Source organism: Chloroflexus sp., assembly GCF_034434295.1.
Taxonomy (GTDB): domain Bacteria; phylum Chloroflexota; class Chloroflexia; order Chloroflexales; family Chloroflexaceae; genus Chloroflexus.
The window spans coordinates 1-14842 of the sequence record NZ_DAOTZQ010000115.1 but is presented as its reverse complement, the minus strand read 5'-3'; the positions used below and the strand labels follow the sequence as shown (position 1 = coordinate 14842).

Genomic DNA, 14842 nt, shown 5'->3' with positions numbered 1-14842 from the left:
TTATCTCCTTCATTCCTGACCGACTCTCTGATCGTGATGAGCGCACAACATTCTCGTAACCAGCAGGATCAACGGCGTGCCACGCGCCGAATCGTGAGCACGGTTGGCGCGGCAGCATGGCTGCCGCACTCCAAACGCCGTGACACGCGCAGACGAGCGGGTAAGGCAATCTATCCAGCGCGTGATGGCGTCAGTGATGCGCGTCAGATCTCCTCGCTGTCATACCGGCAGCCTGGAAGCAGCGTAACCGTATGAATCATTTGGGGGCAGCCATTTCCCGTAGACACGCTACTTTACGCCTTAAGATAGCGACTCGGGTTATACCCATCCTCCGTGCCCTCCGTGTCTCTGTGGTGATATACGGTGTTGACAGCATGTTGTTGAACGTCCTCTTGCCGAATGCTAAGCCTCGTTATTCGCCGTACCCCAACCCAAACAAGGTCAGTTACCAAACCTTCACCCAGAATTAACCTTCTGAGATGTGAATTCTACATTTTGAGACTGTATCTCTATAATGACATATCATATAATGTACTCAGTTCAGGCAGCAGCATGTTTAAGGAGATCGGCTATGCGCTTCGTGTTTTTATGTATCGAAGCGAACAACGCTCCCGCTCTACGGCAGGCAGCCGCGAGTATCGAGCGTGAGTACGGATTGCGGCTGGCAATTGATTACTTTACACCGCCGAACATGCACAGCGCGGCTGATTGGGAACGCCTGGCAGCCTCGGTAGCGCGAGCCGATTTTGTCTTTGGTTCGATGCTCTTCGGCGAGGAGTATGTGCGCCCGTTGAGTGATATTCTCTCGTCGGCGTCTTGCCCGGTCTGTATGATTATGAGCAGCCCTTCGCTGATTCGCCAGACCCGCGTCGGTAAGTTTGATCTGCGACCCAAACCCGCAGCCGAGCAGAGTGCATTTCGGCAGTGGCTGAGCCAGTTTCAACCTAAACACGGGCACGGCGAAATTCAACGCCAGATGTCGCTGGTGCGCGGCCTGAGCAAGATGTTGAAGTTTTTGCCTGGTAAGGCGCGTGATATTCACACCTATGTGATGGCGCATCAATTCTGGGCTGCCAGCTCGCCGGAAAATCTGCGCCGTCTGTTGTTAATGCTCATCGAACGTTACGTGCCGGGCTATAAAGGAAAGCTACCGGTACTCGATCCGCAAGATATCCCAGAGATGGGTATATTTCACCCCGATTCACCGATCCCCTTCGCCGATCTGGAGAGCTATCGGGCCTGGCGGCGCAAACAGCGGCACGCTTTGCTCAAGGGCAGTGTTGGCCTGCTTACTATGCGTCCCTTCGCGCTGTCGGGGAATCGTGATCATCTCGATGCCCTGATTCGCGCTCTCGAAGCCCGTGGTATCGAGGCACACGCCGCATATAGCCCGACGCTCGATATGCGACCGACCGTCGAACGGTTCTTCACCAGACCTGCCCGACAGCGAGGACATGCGCCGACTGCCGATGTCGATCTGCTGGTAAATACGACCGGTTTTGCTCTAGTCGGAGGGCCGGCCAGTACCGATCCCGATCAGGCCAGTGCTACGCTTGATCAACTCGATACCCCGATGCTCGATCTCTTTCCCCTGGTATTTCAACATATCGAGCAGTGGCGTACCGATGACCGCGGTATTGCTCCATTTCAACTCGCCCTGAATGTATCGCTTCCTGAACTTGATGGCGCTACCGATCCCATGGTGGTCGGCGGTATGCAACGTGGACGCGAAGAGATTACGCCACTCCCCGCCGAGATTGAACTGGCCGCCGAGCGAATTGCTGCGCGGGTTGCTCTCCGTCGCACACCACCTGCCGAGCGCCGGATAGCCATCACGCTCTTCAATTTTCCACCTAACCTGGGGAATGCCGGGACGGCGGCCTATCTCGATGTGTTCACCAGCGTTTTTCGTCTGATGCAGGCGCTCCACGCCGCCGGCTACACGGTCGATCTGCCGGCAAGTGCTGACGATCTTCGACGAATGGTGGTAGAAGGGAATGCTCTGCTCTATGGCACCGATGGGAATGTCGCCGATTCACTGCCGGTCGAGGAGTATCGGCGGCTCTTCCCGGATTATGTCGATATCGAGCCATACTGGGGGCCGGCACCGGGTGAGTTGCAGAGCGACGGGAAGCGTCTGCACATTCTGGGGCGGCGCTTCGGCAACGTGTTTGTCGGTCTGCAACCCAGCTTTGGCTATGAACGCGATCCCATTCGTTTGCTCATGAGCAAAGACGCGGCACCTCACCACGGTTTTGCCGCATATTATGTCTGGTTGCGCAAGATCTTCCAGGCTCACGCCGTACTGCATTTCGGCACACACGGTGCGCTCGAATTTATGCCAGGGAAACAGGCGGGTCTCAGTGCCAAATGCTGGCCTTTGCGCCTGATCGGTGCGCTCCCCAACTTTTACTACTACTGTGTGAACAATCCGAGCGAAGGCAGCATTGCCCGTCGACGCGGGATGGCTACACTGATCAGTTATCTGGTACCACCGGTACAGCAAGCCGGTTTGTACAAAGGGCTACGGGCACTCAAAGATAGTATTGAGCGGTACCGTGCTCAGCCCGATCCTGACTTGCTTGCCGATCTGCGCACGCAGGCCGAAGCACTGCATCTGGTTGCCGAGGGTGAAGGTGATGCATATGTAGCCGCGCTGAGTCACGAGCTATTGCAGGTCGAAGAGCGGATGATCCCGGTTGGGTTGCACGTGCTTGGCGAAGCACCCCAGACCGGTGAGCAGATCGATACGCTTCATCTGATCGCAACCTTTGCTCGTGTCCCAGGCGGACCCAATCAGGCCCCGCTCGAACCGTTGCCGGTATTGGTCGGGCGCACATTGGGACTGGATTACGCTGCACTCACCGGACGACTACGCCACGATCCGGCAGCGCAGCAACAGTATCGCCATATCGAAGAGATTTGCCGGGCGGCGATCTCCGCCCTGGTCGAGCACGGTGACGGGCAGGCCGCCGATAAGGTATTGAAGCGTTATGTCAATTTAAATCCTCACCTCCTCGCACCGCTGTGGAACTACCTGCTCGATATTCAACGCCGCATGACGACCGAGCGCGAAGTGAGCAGTCTGCTCCGCGCCTTGAATGGCGGCTATGTATTACCCTCAGCCGGGAATGATGTGGTGCGGAATCCTACTGTTGTGCCGACCGGACGCAATATTCACGCCTTTGATCCTTTCCATATTCCCACTCAGGCCGCAGCAACTTCCGGCACGGCAATCGCCCGCGAACTCCTGGAACGGATACGCGCCGAGCAGGGTGCGTACCCTGAAACGGTCGCGATGGTATTGTGGGGAACCGACAACATTAAGACCGAGGGCGAAGGGATTGCCCAGGCGTTGGCGCTGATCGGTGCTCGTGTGGTTGCCGATGAACTCGGTCGGATCACCACTGTTGAACTGATACCGCTGGCCGAACTCGGTCGACCACGCATCGACGTTGTGCTGACGGTGAGTGGTATTTTCCGCGATCTGTTTGCAGCGCAGGCGCGTCTGATCGACCGGGCGATTCGACTGGCGGCTACCGCCGATGAGCCGCCTGAGCAGAACTTTGTCCGCGCCCATGCCTTAGCCCAGGCTGCTGAATTGGGGTTGAGTGTCGAAGCGGCGGCGACACGTGTCTTCTCGAACGCCTCTGGCAGCTACGGGGCAAATGTCAACCATCTGGTCGAGAGCAGTACGTGGGAAGAAGATGGGCAACTGGCCGAAGCGTTTATGACACGTAAGGGTTTTGCACTTCAGCCGGGCGGTGAATGGAGTGAAGCACGCGCCCTGATGGAGCGCGCACTGGCAACGGTGAGTGTCACCTTCCAGAACATCGATAGCGTCGAGAATGGCATTAGCGACATTGACCACTATTACGAGTATCTCGGTGGCCTGACCAAGAGCGTCGAGAAGACTCGTGGTGTGCGTCCAACGACGTTGATGGGTGAAGTAGCCGAGTTAGTCACACCGGGTGCCAATCGCGTTCGTTCACTGGAACAGGTGGTACGCCTGGAGAGTCGGGCCAAGTTGCTCAACCCGAAATGGTACGAAGGGATGCTCAAACACGGCTACGAGGGTGTCCACGAGATTGAGATTCGGGTGAGCAATACCTTCGGCTGGAGTGCAACCGCACAGGCGGTTGAAGACTGGGTCTACCAGGGTGTGGCCGAGACATACCTGCTCGATCCTGCGATGCGTGAGCGGTTAGCCAGTCTTAACCCGCATGCCACCGCCGGCATCGCCGGACGGCTCCTCGAAGCCCATAACCGTGGGTTCTGGCAAGCCGATGAAGAGACGTTAGCCCAGTTGCGCGAGATCTATGCCGATCTCGAAGATCGGCTGGAAGGGGTGCGGTGACGGGGTGAAAGAGGGTATGACCTCTTGTGTCAAATCTTGAATGACATTGTGCAGCACTGCCTGGCACCGAACATGCGGTGATCCGTAGGGGCGGGTTTAGAACCCGCCCCTAGGGGTGGTTGATGTGCCCGTTCACCTTGCCATACAAGGGATGCAGCGAACAGGGAAGCCAAATTGGGTTGTATTAGATTTGATAGTAGAGACACACCAACGGGTTCCAGATAGCGCGCTATGACTTCTATAAAACCAGATTTGGTGTCATCCCCACCAAGCTGGCGCTGCACACTGGTTGGGGGTGAACAATACGGCTGATGGCGACTTGTTGATCCGGAGCACAGCAGATCATTTGAAGACCATCACCCCAGGGGTAAGGCGTCGCTTGCCCCTGGGGTGATCAGCGTTACAGCACGCTGCCGCAGGTATTATCCCTGCTGATCTTCAGCCAGCAACTGGCGCAGCACGTACTGCAAAATACCACCGTGGCGGTAGTATTCGACTTCCTGCGGTGTGTCGATACGGACACGAACCTGGAATTGGCGCACCGCGCCATCACCGGCGGTTGCCCGCACCGTCAGGATGCGCCCGTTGGCGAAGCCGCTGGCAATAGCATCGGCCAGACCGATAACATCATAGACTTCGTGACCGGTCAGGCCAAGGCTGGCCGCGTTTTCGCCGGGCATAAACTGCAACGGCACAATACCCATCCCGACCAGATTTGAGCGATGGATACGCTCGAAGCTCTCGGCGATAACCGCCTTCACGCCTTGCAGATACGGCCCTTTGGCTGCCCAGTCACGCGATGAGCCATTGCCGTATTCCTTGCCGGCAATCACCACCAGCGGCGTCCCATCGGCCTGGTAACGCATCGCCGCATCGTAGATAGTCATCACCTCACCGGTGGGGAGATAGGTAGTGAAGCCACCTTCGGTGCCCGGCGCCAGCTTGTTGCGGAGACGAACATTGGCAAAGGTGCCGCGTACCATCACCTCGTGGTTACCACGGCGTGCACCATAGCTGTTGAAATCTGCCGGTGCCACACCGTGCTCGATCAGATACTTGCCGGCGGGAGAGTTGACTTTGATACTACCGGCAGGGCTGATGTGATCGGTGGTGATGCTGTCGCCGAGCAATGCCAGGACACGCGCCCCATGGATCTCGGCCACCCGTGCCGGCGGCGTTGGACTCATCTGGTCGAAGTAGGGAGGCCGACGCACATAGGTACTCTGCGGATCCCAGGCGAAGCGATCACCAGCCGGCACCGGAATATTCTCCCATCGCTCATCACCCACAAAGACACTGGCATACGAGCGGCGATACATCTCGGACTGGATGGCCGTCTCGATGGTTTGCTGAACTTCAGCCTGCGACGGCCAGATGTCGCGCAGGTAGACCGGCTTACCATCCTTTCCAATCCCAAGTGGCTCCTCATCGAGATCGATATCGATACGACCGGCGATGGCGTAGGCCACTACAAGCGGCGGCGACATCAGATAGTTAGCCTTCACATCCTGCTGGACACGACCCTCGAAGTTGCGATTACCAGAGAGCACTGAGACCGCGACCAGACCGGACTGCTCGATGGTCTGGCTGATTTCCGGCGCAAGCGGCCCCGAATTCCCGATACAGGTTGTGCAGCCGTAACCGACAACGTGGAAGCGAAGCGCTTCGAGATAGGGCAGCAGACCAGCGTTGGTCAGGTATTCGGTCACTACCTTTGATCCAGGAGCCAGTGAGGTCTTCACCCACGGCTTCACACTCAAACCGGCTTCAACCGCCTTCTTGGCCAGCAGGCCGGCAGCCACCATCACCGATGGGTTAGAGGTATTGGTGCAGGAAGTGATCGCAGCAATGACCACCGAACCGTGATGCAGCTTGTAATCGGCGCCGGGTACAGCTACCGCAGTGGCGGCAAAATCGGCTGCCGAGAGGGCAGTATCGGGCTGGGTTGGATTGATAATTGCCGGCACGGCCATATGGAACGTGCGATTGACCTCGTGCAGCGGCACGCGACCTTCTGGACGCTTGGGTCCGGCAACACTCGGCTCAACCGTACTCAGATCAAGCTCAAGCACCGTCGAGTATTCAGCTTCGGGAGTGTGCTCATCGTGGAAGAGGCCCTGCGCTGTGAAGTAGGACTCGACTAGCGCCACCCGCTCTTCACTACGGCCCGAGAAGCGCAGATAGCGGAGCGTCTCTTCATCGACCGGAAAGATACCGCAGGTCGCACCGTATTCAGGTGCCATATTCGCAATCGTGGCCCGGTCGGCCAGCGGCAGATGAGCCAGGCCGGGACCGAAGAACTCGACAAACTTGCCCACCACACCCAGCTTACGCAGCATCTGGGTCACCGTCAGCACCAGGTCAGTCGCGGTTGCCCCTTCACGCAAACGCCCGGTCAGCTTAAAACCAACCACCTGGGGGATCAGCATCGAGAGTGGCTGACCGAGCATCGCAGCCTCAGCTTCGATACCGCCAACCCCCCAGCCTAGCACACCAAGACCATTGATCATCGTGGTGTGTGAGTCGGTACCAACCAGTGTATCGGGATAGGCCTGTACCGGCCCGGTAGCGCGTGGATTCTCGTCGCTGGTGAAAACGACACGAGCCAGATACTCCAGGTTGACCTGGTGGACAATACCGTTGCCGGGAGGCACGACCTTGAAGTTGTCAAACGCCGTCTGGCCCCAGCGCAGGAAGGCATAGCGCTCAACATTCCGCTGAAACTCCAGATCTTTGTTGATCAACAGGGCAGCTTCTGAGCCGTAGGCATCGACCTGCACCGAGTGGTCGATCACCAGCTCAACCGGCTGCAACGGATTGATACGACGTGGATCACCACCCAGTTCGGCCATCGCATCACGCATCGCCGCCAGATCGACAACGCACGGCACACCGGTAAAGTCTTGCAGAATGACACGGGCCGGCATAAACGCTACTTCGCGTTCCGGCTCAGCCTGGGGTTGCCAGTTAGCGAGGGCCAGAATGTCATCGGCGGTAACGGTACGTCCGTCCTCGTGACGGAGAAGATTTTCCAGCAAAATGCGGAGCGAATAGGGCAGGCGGGCAAGATTTATACCATGGGCAGTCAGAGCGTCAAGTCGATAAATTTCGTAGGTTCGGTCGCCGACCGTGAGAGTCGAGCGAGCACCAAAACTGTTGACCATCGGTCATCTCCTTCGGTTGTACCTTTGCAACGGAAGGCCATTCCATCTTGTGGTAGAGCGATTATAGCACGAATGATAACAATGTTGTGATAGACTACACAAACTTCCCAAAGCGTGATACAGCAGTAGAATTATACGACATCCGCTTGCAATCAATGCATGACTTAGTACTTTCGGGTGATTATTCCTGTTGGGATATACATTTAAGATCATGAAAGCCTGAAATGTCTAACCTTGAACTCTTTCTTATCCTCATTTCAGGCGGATTGTTTCCGCGAGTATGGAGTGAGGAGGAGACCATGAGATTCAGGGTATATGCACAGGTATGGCTCACACTGTTCATGACGAGTGCGCTGTGTCTGGCACTCTGGCCGGCAACTCCGGCACCGGCCCAGACCACAACTCTGTTGCCAGTCTTTCGGTTAACCAAACTACCTGTAAGCAATGACACCACCCAACAGTTAGGTGGCTTACTCGAAGGGATTGGGCGTACCGCAACCGCCAGTCAGGATGAATTCCGCGGCAAGAACCGCCTTTTTCGTTTGAACGAACAAAACCGCACGGTGCTAACGCAGTATGAGGCATCAGGCGGTTTTTTTGCGTATGACATTGATGGTTTGGGACGTGAAACACCAACCGGTGCAGTAGACGAAGAGGAAGCCAAACGCCTGGCCTGTCTCTTTCTCAGGAATAACGATCTTGTCAGCCGCGACGGCACACTGATTGGAAACAGCCAGAGCAACTATCCGGTACGTCTGCCCACAATACCAGGCACATGTAGCAACACGAAAGACATTGGCCGCACTACCCTCATCCGGGCAGCGCAGGTACCGGTCAGCAGTGCCGGCCTGGGTCAGGTTACTGAGTCGGTGGTTGGTGTGGTGGTTGAAGTACCGTTTGGTTTTGTCAATGGGCAGCAGTTCATTCCCATTGGTGGCGCGGGCGGCCATCTATCGCTCCTGTTTACGACAACTGACACGCTGCTTACTCAACAGGGAGGTGGAGACTCACTAGATAGTTCAGTCCCCGGTTTAGCGGCGATTGCCATGCCCTTCCATGGCAGGAGTCTTGATTTTGTAGCAGAGGTACCGGTACGGAGTTTCGACCAGGTGCGCAACGAGGTGCAGCAGATCGTCGAGCGATCATACCCCGGCGCAACGGTAAATGTGCCCAATCCGGTATTGAGTTATCAGGTTGACGATTTCGCTGTTGAGCAGTCTATTATCGAACCGGAGGCTATGTTTGACAATATCACGGTCACGCTGCCGGGTGGCGAGGAGATTGTGCTCCGCTCGTTCTCAGTACCTCTGGCAGAGGGTGGATCGGGTGGGTTTGCGCCGACGGTCAACATTACATCCCCAACCAATGGCAGTACCTTTCAGCCGGGTAGTTCAGTAACTTTCAACGGCACCATCGCCGATGGCACCGCTCCGTATACCTATCAGTGGTTCCTCGGCGATGAGACACCGTTGAGCAATCCGGATACCCGCAACACTCCCGGCACAGTAACGTTAACGACAATCATACCGGCGAGTCTGCGCGAGACGACACCAGACGCACAAACCGTCATCTTGCGGGTAACCGACGACAACGGCGTGCAGCGTGACGCGAGCATTAGCCTGACACCCGATTTTCGATTTCTCTACATTCCAGTTGTCTCCCGCACCAGTGCCAGTTCCAGCGCAATAACGCAGGTCGAACTCAGCCAAACCAACTACACCTTCGGGATCGAAGGCAACTGGGACTATCCACCGGCCGGGATGGGAGGATCGGATCTGCCCGGTGTGATACCCGATGTCAGTGGGTTGCTAGGCGGTATGCTGAGTTACGGCTACACCCAACGCTTCTTCTGGTCAAATTCGTCAGCCTGGGAGCGCGACTGGCGTGATTGCAGCCTGGGTGGGGTTGATTGTACATTCGGTGTTGATCGGGCGGCCTTCGTATACTACACCGGCCACGGTGGACCAGGTGGCATCTCTATGGCGTCAAACAAGGATAGCACTTGGTTTGATGGCGCGAACGCCCGTTATCAATCTCTGCGCTGGGTCGGCTTCTCCTCGTGTCAGACGCTACGGGTACAGGGATATGCAGCCGGTAGTGAGCCTATCCGACGCTGGTTTAACGCCTTTCAGGGCGCCCATATGCTGCTCGGCTTTAACAGCAACATGGCCGACGTCGCATTCGGTGGGCAGTTGATGAACAACATGCGGATGCCGTCCTTCCTGGGGATTGATTTTCCGTGGGCACAACTGACGATTGCGCAGGCGTGGGTGAAGACCGCCTTTGATATGAATGCCGGCAAGCCAGCCTATATCTACGCCCGTAGCGCAACGGTGAACCCAATTAACGACAAACTGCCCAAGCCGGGTGGCACATTCCCATCACGACCATTCCCGGTGACATCATACAATTGGGTGTGGTGGGAGTTTTAGGAGAAAAAGGCTCCAGGGGGTAGATCGCGTATCTACCCCCTGTATAAGTGGCGCAACCTGAAGAATTATCAACGATAAAGACTACATCAATCCATACGGCAAAAGTGGCACACCTCCATCCCGTCCCATGCTTGCAGCTACAGCCGATCACACACTATGGACCCGTCGCATGTTGCGCACCAGGACTATGCACTAGCCGAGTTGCCTCAACACGATGCCCCGCCGCGCTACGATACGCAGTGGGCGCGATGCCGACCAGGCGCTTAAACGCTTTGCTAAAGGCTGCCTCGGAGCGATAGCCAACACGAGCGGCAACCTCACCAACGCGCAACGAGGGGTCTTCAATCAACAGGCGCGACGCTATCTGCATCCGCCAGCGCGTCAGATATTCCATCGGTGGCTCACCGACCAGCGCAGTAAAACGGGCGGCAAACGTCGAACGCGAACACGCCAGCGCACGTGCCAGTGAGGCTACCTGCCAGTCCTGTTGGGGGTGTGCATGCATTAGTGCCAGCGCCTTGCCGATCAGCGGGTCGTGGAAGGCACCCAGCCAGCCGCTGCCTTGCGTGCCATGCATTTCCACCCAATACTGCACGATCTGCACAAACAGGATGTCGGCCAGGCGGCGCAAGACAACCTCTTTCGCCGGTCGCTGCGACTCGGCCTCATCTGCCATCAACTCCAGGACCCGATTGAGTGGCCGTGCTGCGTGGTACGGAATGTGTATCACGTCCGGTAGATACTGGAATAACGATGCCGCGTGTACATACTCGAAATCGAACGTGCCGCACAACAGCACTGCACTGGGCGTATCACTCCAGCGCATCAGGGCGCATTCCCCCCACTGATCGAGTTCCAGATTGCGGAGCGGATGCGTATCAGGCGTCTCTAGCAGGAGATGTTCCTGACCATGGGGTAAGAGTAACAGATCGCCTTCATGCAGCGGTGTCCATTCGGGTGTTCCTGCTACTTGAAAAAAGCCATTGCCACGGTGTAAGACGTGAAAAACCGCGCAGGAACGTGAGGCAAAATGCAGTCCCCAGGGTGAACCGAGTTCAGAGCGACAATAGACGCTACTCTTCAGGCGCGCAAGATTGAGAATGTAAGTAAGCGTGTCCATAATCCTGGACGATTGGCAAAGAAAAACGGATTTATAACTATAGACTGTCCAGATAGTGTGGATTATAGTCAAAGCATTCGGTTCAGTCAATGGAGGTCTGCGATGCACGTACCACCCGAAGGCGCACCACCCTTGATCTACACCCTGCTCGTGTTCGTGCATATCTTTGCCACAATGGTTGCCGTTGGCTTGAATGCAAGTTATGTCATCTGGATTATCCGGGGCACAAAGGACCCGATCAGCATGGCTTTTGCCCTACGCGGCGTCAAGTTCATTGACGATTATGTCGCCAATCCGTGCTATCTCGCAGGCGGAGTCACCGGCGTACTGATGATTGCGATGGGCAAAACCGTCGCACCTTTTCTATGGGTCGCCATAGGGCTGTACATCGTAGCAATGGCAATCGCCTATGGCGTGTATACGCCACTGCTTAGCCGCCAGATCAAGACCCTGGAAGCCAGCGGGATCAACGACCCGGAGTATCAAATGCTGGCACAGCGATCTAATCAGGTCGGTGCATTGATGGGTGTGCTGGTGGTAATCATTGTGCTGCTCAAGATCTTCGAGCCGCCACTATGGTAACTGCTTGCAGCAAAGGAGTTTCGCGTGAAAAGCATTCGCATCGTTCATCTGATAGCCACGTTCGCAATTGGGTTGTTTGCCGGTTTGCTCTACACCTTTGAGCAGGGGGTCATCCCCACCTTGATGACCCTAAACGCTACGGAATACGCCAGAGTCGAACAAGGGCTTATTCGCTCGATCGATGCCTTCCCAACAGGCGTGATTGTCGTTGCCAATCTGGCGATGCTGTTGCCGTTGTATCCACTGGTGCGTCTGTGGCAACAGCGCAACACTGCCTATTGGCGTTTTACCGCGCTGGGCTGGGCGCTCTTTTTCTTCGGGGTCGGGATATTTACGATTGTTCTGAATGTTCCAATCAACAATGCCGTACTGACCTGGGATCCAGCGGCGCCGCCCGCCGACTGGGAAAACGCTCGCAGCACGTGGAACACGCTCAACGCCATCCGCACGCCGGTTAATTACGTGAGCTTTTTGCTGATGATTTGGGCGTCTTTCGAGATGCCTGAAGGGCAGGCGAAGGGAACACCTTTCCTTGAGGCACGCTAGAGCCAAAAACATTTACTAACCCAAGTTGCTATCTTTGTCACCACAGAGACACAGAGACACAGAGTATGTGGAAAACCCAGATTGTTATCTTGAGACGTGACATAGCACGCCAATGGGAACTGGCTGCTCCCCACATCGTTCATCCGATCACACCATCCGGTGTTGAGGGCAACGTCGTGCTGCTCATCATGGCGTGACACGCACCGGATCGTGAGCATGGCTGCGGCACTCCACACGCCGCGATACGCGCATAACGAGCGGGCAAAGCAACCCATCCAGCGCGTGATGACACCGCAGATAGTCGTTAGCCCTCATCTCATATCCGCAACCGACAGCGTCACCGGTACAACACGCACCCAGATCGAGCACGGGATGTGCGGAGCATAGCTTCCGCACTCCAGATTTTGCGCATCACACAGCGTGGAAGTAGATACCTGGTATTTACACCAGCCTCTGAAAGGAATAAGCCTCTCAGTATCAGTCGCAAGTCGCTTTCGCCGGGCTAGACACGTTGCGTATAATTGAAACTATGAATATTACACATTGGATTACAACCATCCGTGAACGATTACAACGACCGGCACCAACCCCTGAGACGCGCCGGATTGGACTGGCATTGAGTGGCGGCGGTGGCAAGGGGGCGGCGCATATCGGTGTCTTGCAGGTGATTCAAGAACTCGATATTCCGATTGACCTGATTGTCGGCACTTCAGCAGGAGGTGCGGTCGCCGTACTCTACGCTGCGGGCTTTGATCTCGCTGCGATCCAGGATGTTTTTCGCCAGAGCGCACTGCGCCGTATTGCTACTCCCGACCCGACCGGCACCGGCATTATCGGCCAGCGGCGGCGGGAGGAGATGTTGTATCGTCTCCTCGGTGACCGCACCTTCGCCGATCTTAACCTGCCGTGTGCAGTCGTGGCAACTGATCTGGTCAGTGGCGAGACGGTTGTCCTTAACGAGGGGCCAGTTGTGCCGGCATTGCTGGCAACCACCGCCCTCCCAGCACTCTTCCCGCCGGTGCCCTACGGCGACATGCTTCTGGCCGATGGCGGCATTCTCAACAATTTACCGGTTGATGTAGCGTATGAACTGGGTGCCCAGCGGGTGATCGCGGTTGATTTGCGCGATGCCCAGGCCGGGTTCTCGCTCCAACCCGAAGAGAACAATAGCCTGCTGGCACGCTTTATGTTTGCGCCGAAGCAGTTTGCGGTTGCCCAGCGTGCATTGAGTCTGCTAATGGCGGAAGCAACCGAGCTGCGTTTGCAGCAGTATCCGCCCGATGTGCTGATTCAGCCTGATGTTGCGTCCATCCATACGCTCGATTTGAGTACCCCTGAAAAGGGGTATACCATCGGGCTGGAGGCAGCACGTGAGCTGGCCGGTGAGCTGATCGATCTGCGGCTGTGGCGAAACGGTACGCAACTGGCGGTTCAACCGCAGCCGCGCCGTGCGCGAAAGCTCGAGCGGAAGCGGCCAGTGATGATCGGCTCAAACCGACTACCGGCGCGTCCAGAGGCAGCGGGGATGGTGTAGTAGAAGTAGAAGATAGAAGATAGGAAATAGAAAGAGGGTGAGGGGGCACGGGGGCGGCCCCTTCTTTCTGGTGGTCAGTAGGTTTTTTTATTGCACCACAGCGACACGGAGGGCACAGAGGTAGTGATGGCGAAAGTGAGCTGAACAGACAACCCACCGACGAATGAACCCGCCGACGCTTTACCCCCCCGGAGCTACCGTTGAGTACGCCTAGCCTCCCCTCCTCACCACCAGGCAGCCCCGCAGGGGCTTCCACGGATTGAGGCAGGATTTGTATTCACACTAACCCGAAAACTGCGGTTTGACGCTACATAATCGACGCTAACCGCGAAAGCGTCGCTCATTCTTGACCGACTCTGACAAGCACACATCGCATCCTCGTGACCAGCAGGGGCAACAGCGTGCCACACGCCGGATCGTGAGCACGGCCGCTGCACTCTACACGCTGCAACACGCGGATGACGAGCAGGAAATGCAGGCAATCCGGTGCGTGCTGGCACCAACGATGATCGTTAGCCATCCTCGCTGCTATACCGCCAGCCTGGGCATCGGATCTACTGTTGTTGGTGATTGGTAAGCGGTCGTTTGCCTGTGCGACAGGCTGGGAGCACGAATGCACAGCTTTTGTGAGATAAGTTCTACTCTTTGCATAGATGCTCTGCCGGGATTGTCAACTCTCATCCAATACGGCTTAGTCCTCTCTTCAGCCTCGCCCAACTATCCAGCAAGTGACATAATATTCATTAACCCTCCCATAACATTCAAATATTGTTTAAGTTTTCTTCTTACACTCAAGCTATCACGAGTAGGGGGGCAGGGAATCGTGAAATCACTACACATATCAACAATCTGGCTTCGCTTAGTCAGCGCATTGACAATCACGTTACTTTTGCTTCTCATTGTCGGTAGTTTATTGCCGATAACACCAGTTTCAGCCACCATTCCCAACCGGCAGACGTGGGTGCATCAACCGGGGACGTGTCCACCGGCCCTCGAAGGGGCGGTCTTCGGTCTGGCCGGCGATACTTGCGGTGGCACCGGCACCACCTTCGATACCAATCAAATCTACGGCCATACCCTCATCCGCGATGCCGCCTCGCCTACCGC

The 14842-nt window shown here is 56.4% G+C and carries 8 protein-coding genes; 6 read left to right on the top strand and 2 right to left on the bottom strand.

Annotated features, from left to right (window positions below; translation table 11 throughout):
• The first annotated feature begins 529 nt into the window (after positions 1-529).
• Entirely contained in the window at positions 530-4357 is a 3828-nt protein-coding gene (locus VAE57_RS15710; RefSeq protein ID WP_322822804.1) for a magnesium chelatase subunit H, read from the top strand.
• Between the two features lie 422 nt (positions 4358-4779).
• Here VAE57_RS15710 and acnA read toward each other — a convergent pair whose 3' ends face one another.
• Positions 4780-7521, bottom strand: coding sequence for an aconitate hydratase AcnA (gene acnA / locus VAE57_RS15705; RefSeq protein WP_322822803.1), 2742 nt, complete (start codon positions 7519-7521; stop codon positions 4780-4782).
• A 299-nt stretch (positions 7522-7820) separates the two neighbouring features.
• Between acnA and VAE57_RS15700 the strand changes: the two genes are divergently transcribed.
• Positions 7821-9953 (top strand): DUF6345 domain-containing protein, encoded by a 2133-nt coding sequence (locus tag VAE57_RS15700; protein ID WP_322822802.1) that lies wholly within the window; start codon positions 7821-7823, stop codon positions 9951-9953.
• Between the two features lie 154 nt (positions 9954-10107).
• On the opposite strand, the gene VAE57_RS15695 is transcribed toward VAE57_RS15700, so the two are convergent.
• Entirely contained in the window at positions 10108-11073 is a 966-nt protein-coding gene (locus VAE57_RS15695; protein ID WP_322822801.1) for an AraC family transcriptional regulator, read from the bottom strand.
• A 102-nt stretch (positions 11074-11175) separates the two neighbouring features.
• Between VAE57_RS15695 and VAE57_RS15690 the strand changes: the two genes are divergently transcribed.
• From VAE57_RS15690 to VAE57_RS15675, 4 genes are all read left to right on the top strand, one after another.
• The gene (locus VAE57_RS15690) at positions 11176-11655 is read left to right on the top strand and encodes a DUF2269 family protein (RefSeq protein WP_322822800.1); all 480 of its coding nucleotides are present in this window, start codon (positions 11176-11178) and stop codon (positions 11653-11655) included.
• 24 nt (positions 11656-11679) lie between these two features.
• The gene (locus tag VAE57_RS15685) at positions 11680-12201 is read left to right on the top strand and encodes a DUF1772 domain-containing protein (protein WP_322822799.1); all 522 of its coding nucleotides are present in this window, start codon (positions 11680-11682) and stop codon (positions 12199-12201) included.
• 529 nt (positions 12202-12730) lie between these two features.
• Complete coding sequence (locus VAE57_RS15680) at positions 12731-13735, top strand: patatin-like phospholipase family protein (RefSeq protein ID WP_322822798.1); 1005 nt, start codon at positions 12731-12733, stop codon at positions 13733-13735.
• An 823-nt stretch (positions 13736-14558) separates the two neighbouring features.
• Positions 14559-14842, top strand: a 284-nt coding sequence (locus tag VAE57_RS15675; protein WP_322822797.1) for a hypothetical protein, incomplete at its 3' end; no start/stop codon positions are given.

What these genes read in the sequence shown, in the direction of transcription:
- VAE57_RS15680 (WP_322822798.1), top strand. Translation starts at nt 12,731, where the DNA reads ATGAATATTACACATTGGATTACAACCATCCGTGAACGATTACAACGA.
- VAE57_RS15690 (WP_322822800.1), top strand. Translation starts at nt 11,176, where the DNA reads ATGCACGTACCACCCGAAGGCGCACCACCCTTGATCTACACCCTGCTC.
- VAE57_RS15710 (WP_322822804.1), top strand. Translation starts at nt 530, where the DNA reads ATGTACTCAGTTCAGGCAGCAGCATGTTTAAGGAGATCGGCTATGCGC.
- VAE57_RS15700 (WP_322822802.1), top strand. Translation starts at nt 7,821, where the DNA reads ATGAGATTCAGGGTATATGCACAGGTATGGCTCACACTGTTCATGACG.
- VAE57_RS15695 (WP_322822801.1), bottom strand. Translation starts at nt 11,073, where the DNA reads ATGGACACGCTTACTTACATTCTCAATCTTGCGCGCCTGAAGAGTAGC.
- acnA (WP_322822803.1), bottom strand. Translation starts at nt 7,521, where the DNA reads ATGGTCAACAGTTTTGGTGCTCGCTCGACTCTCACGGTCGGCGACCGA.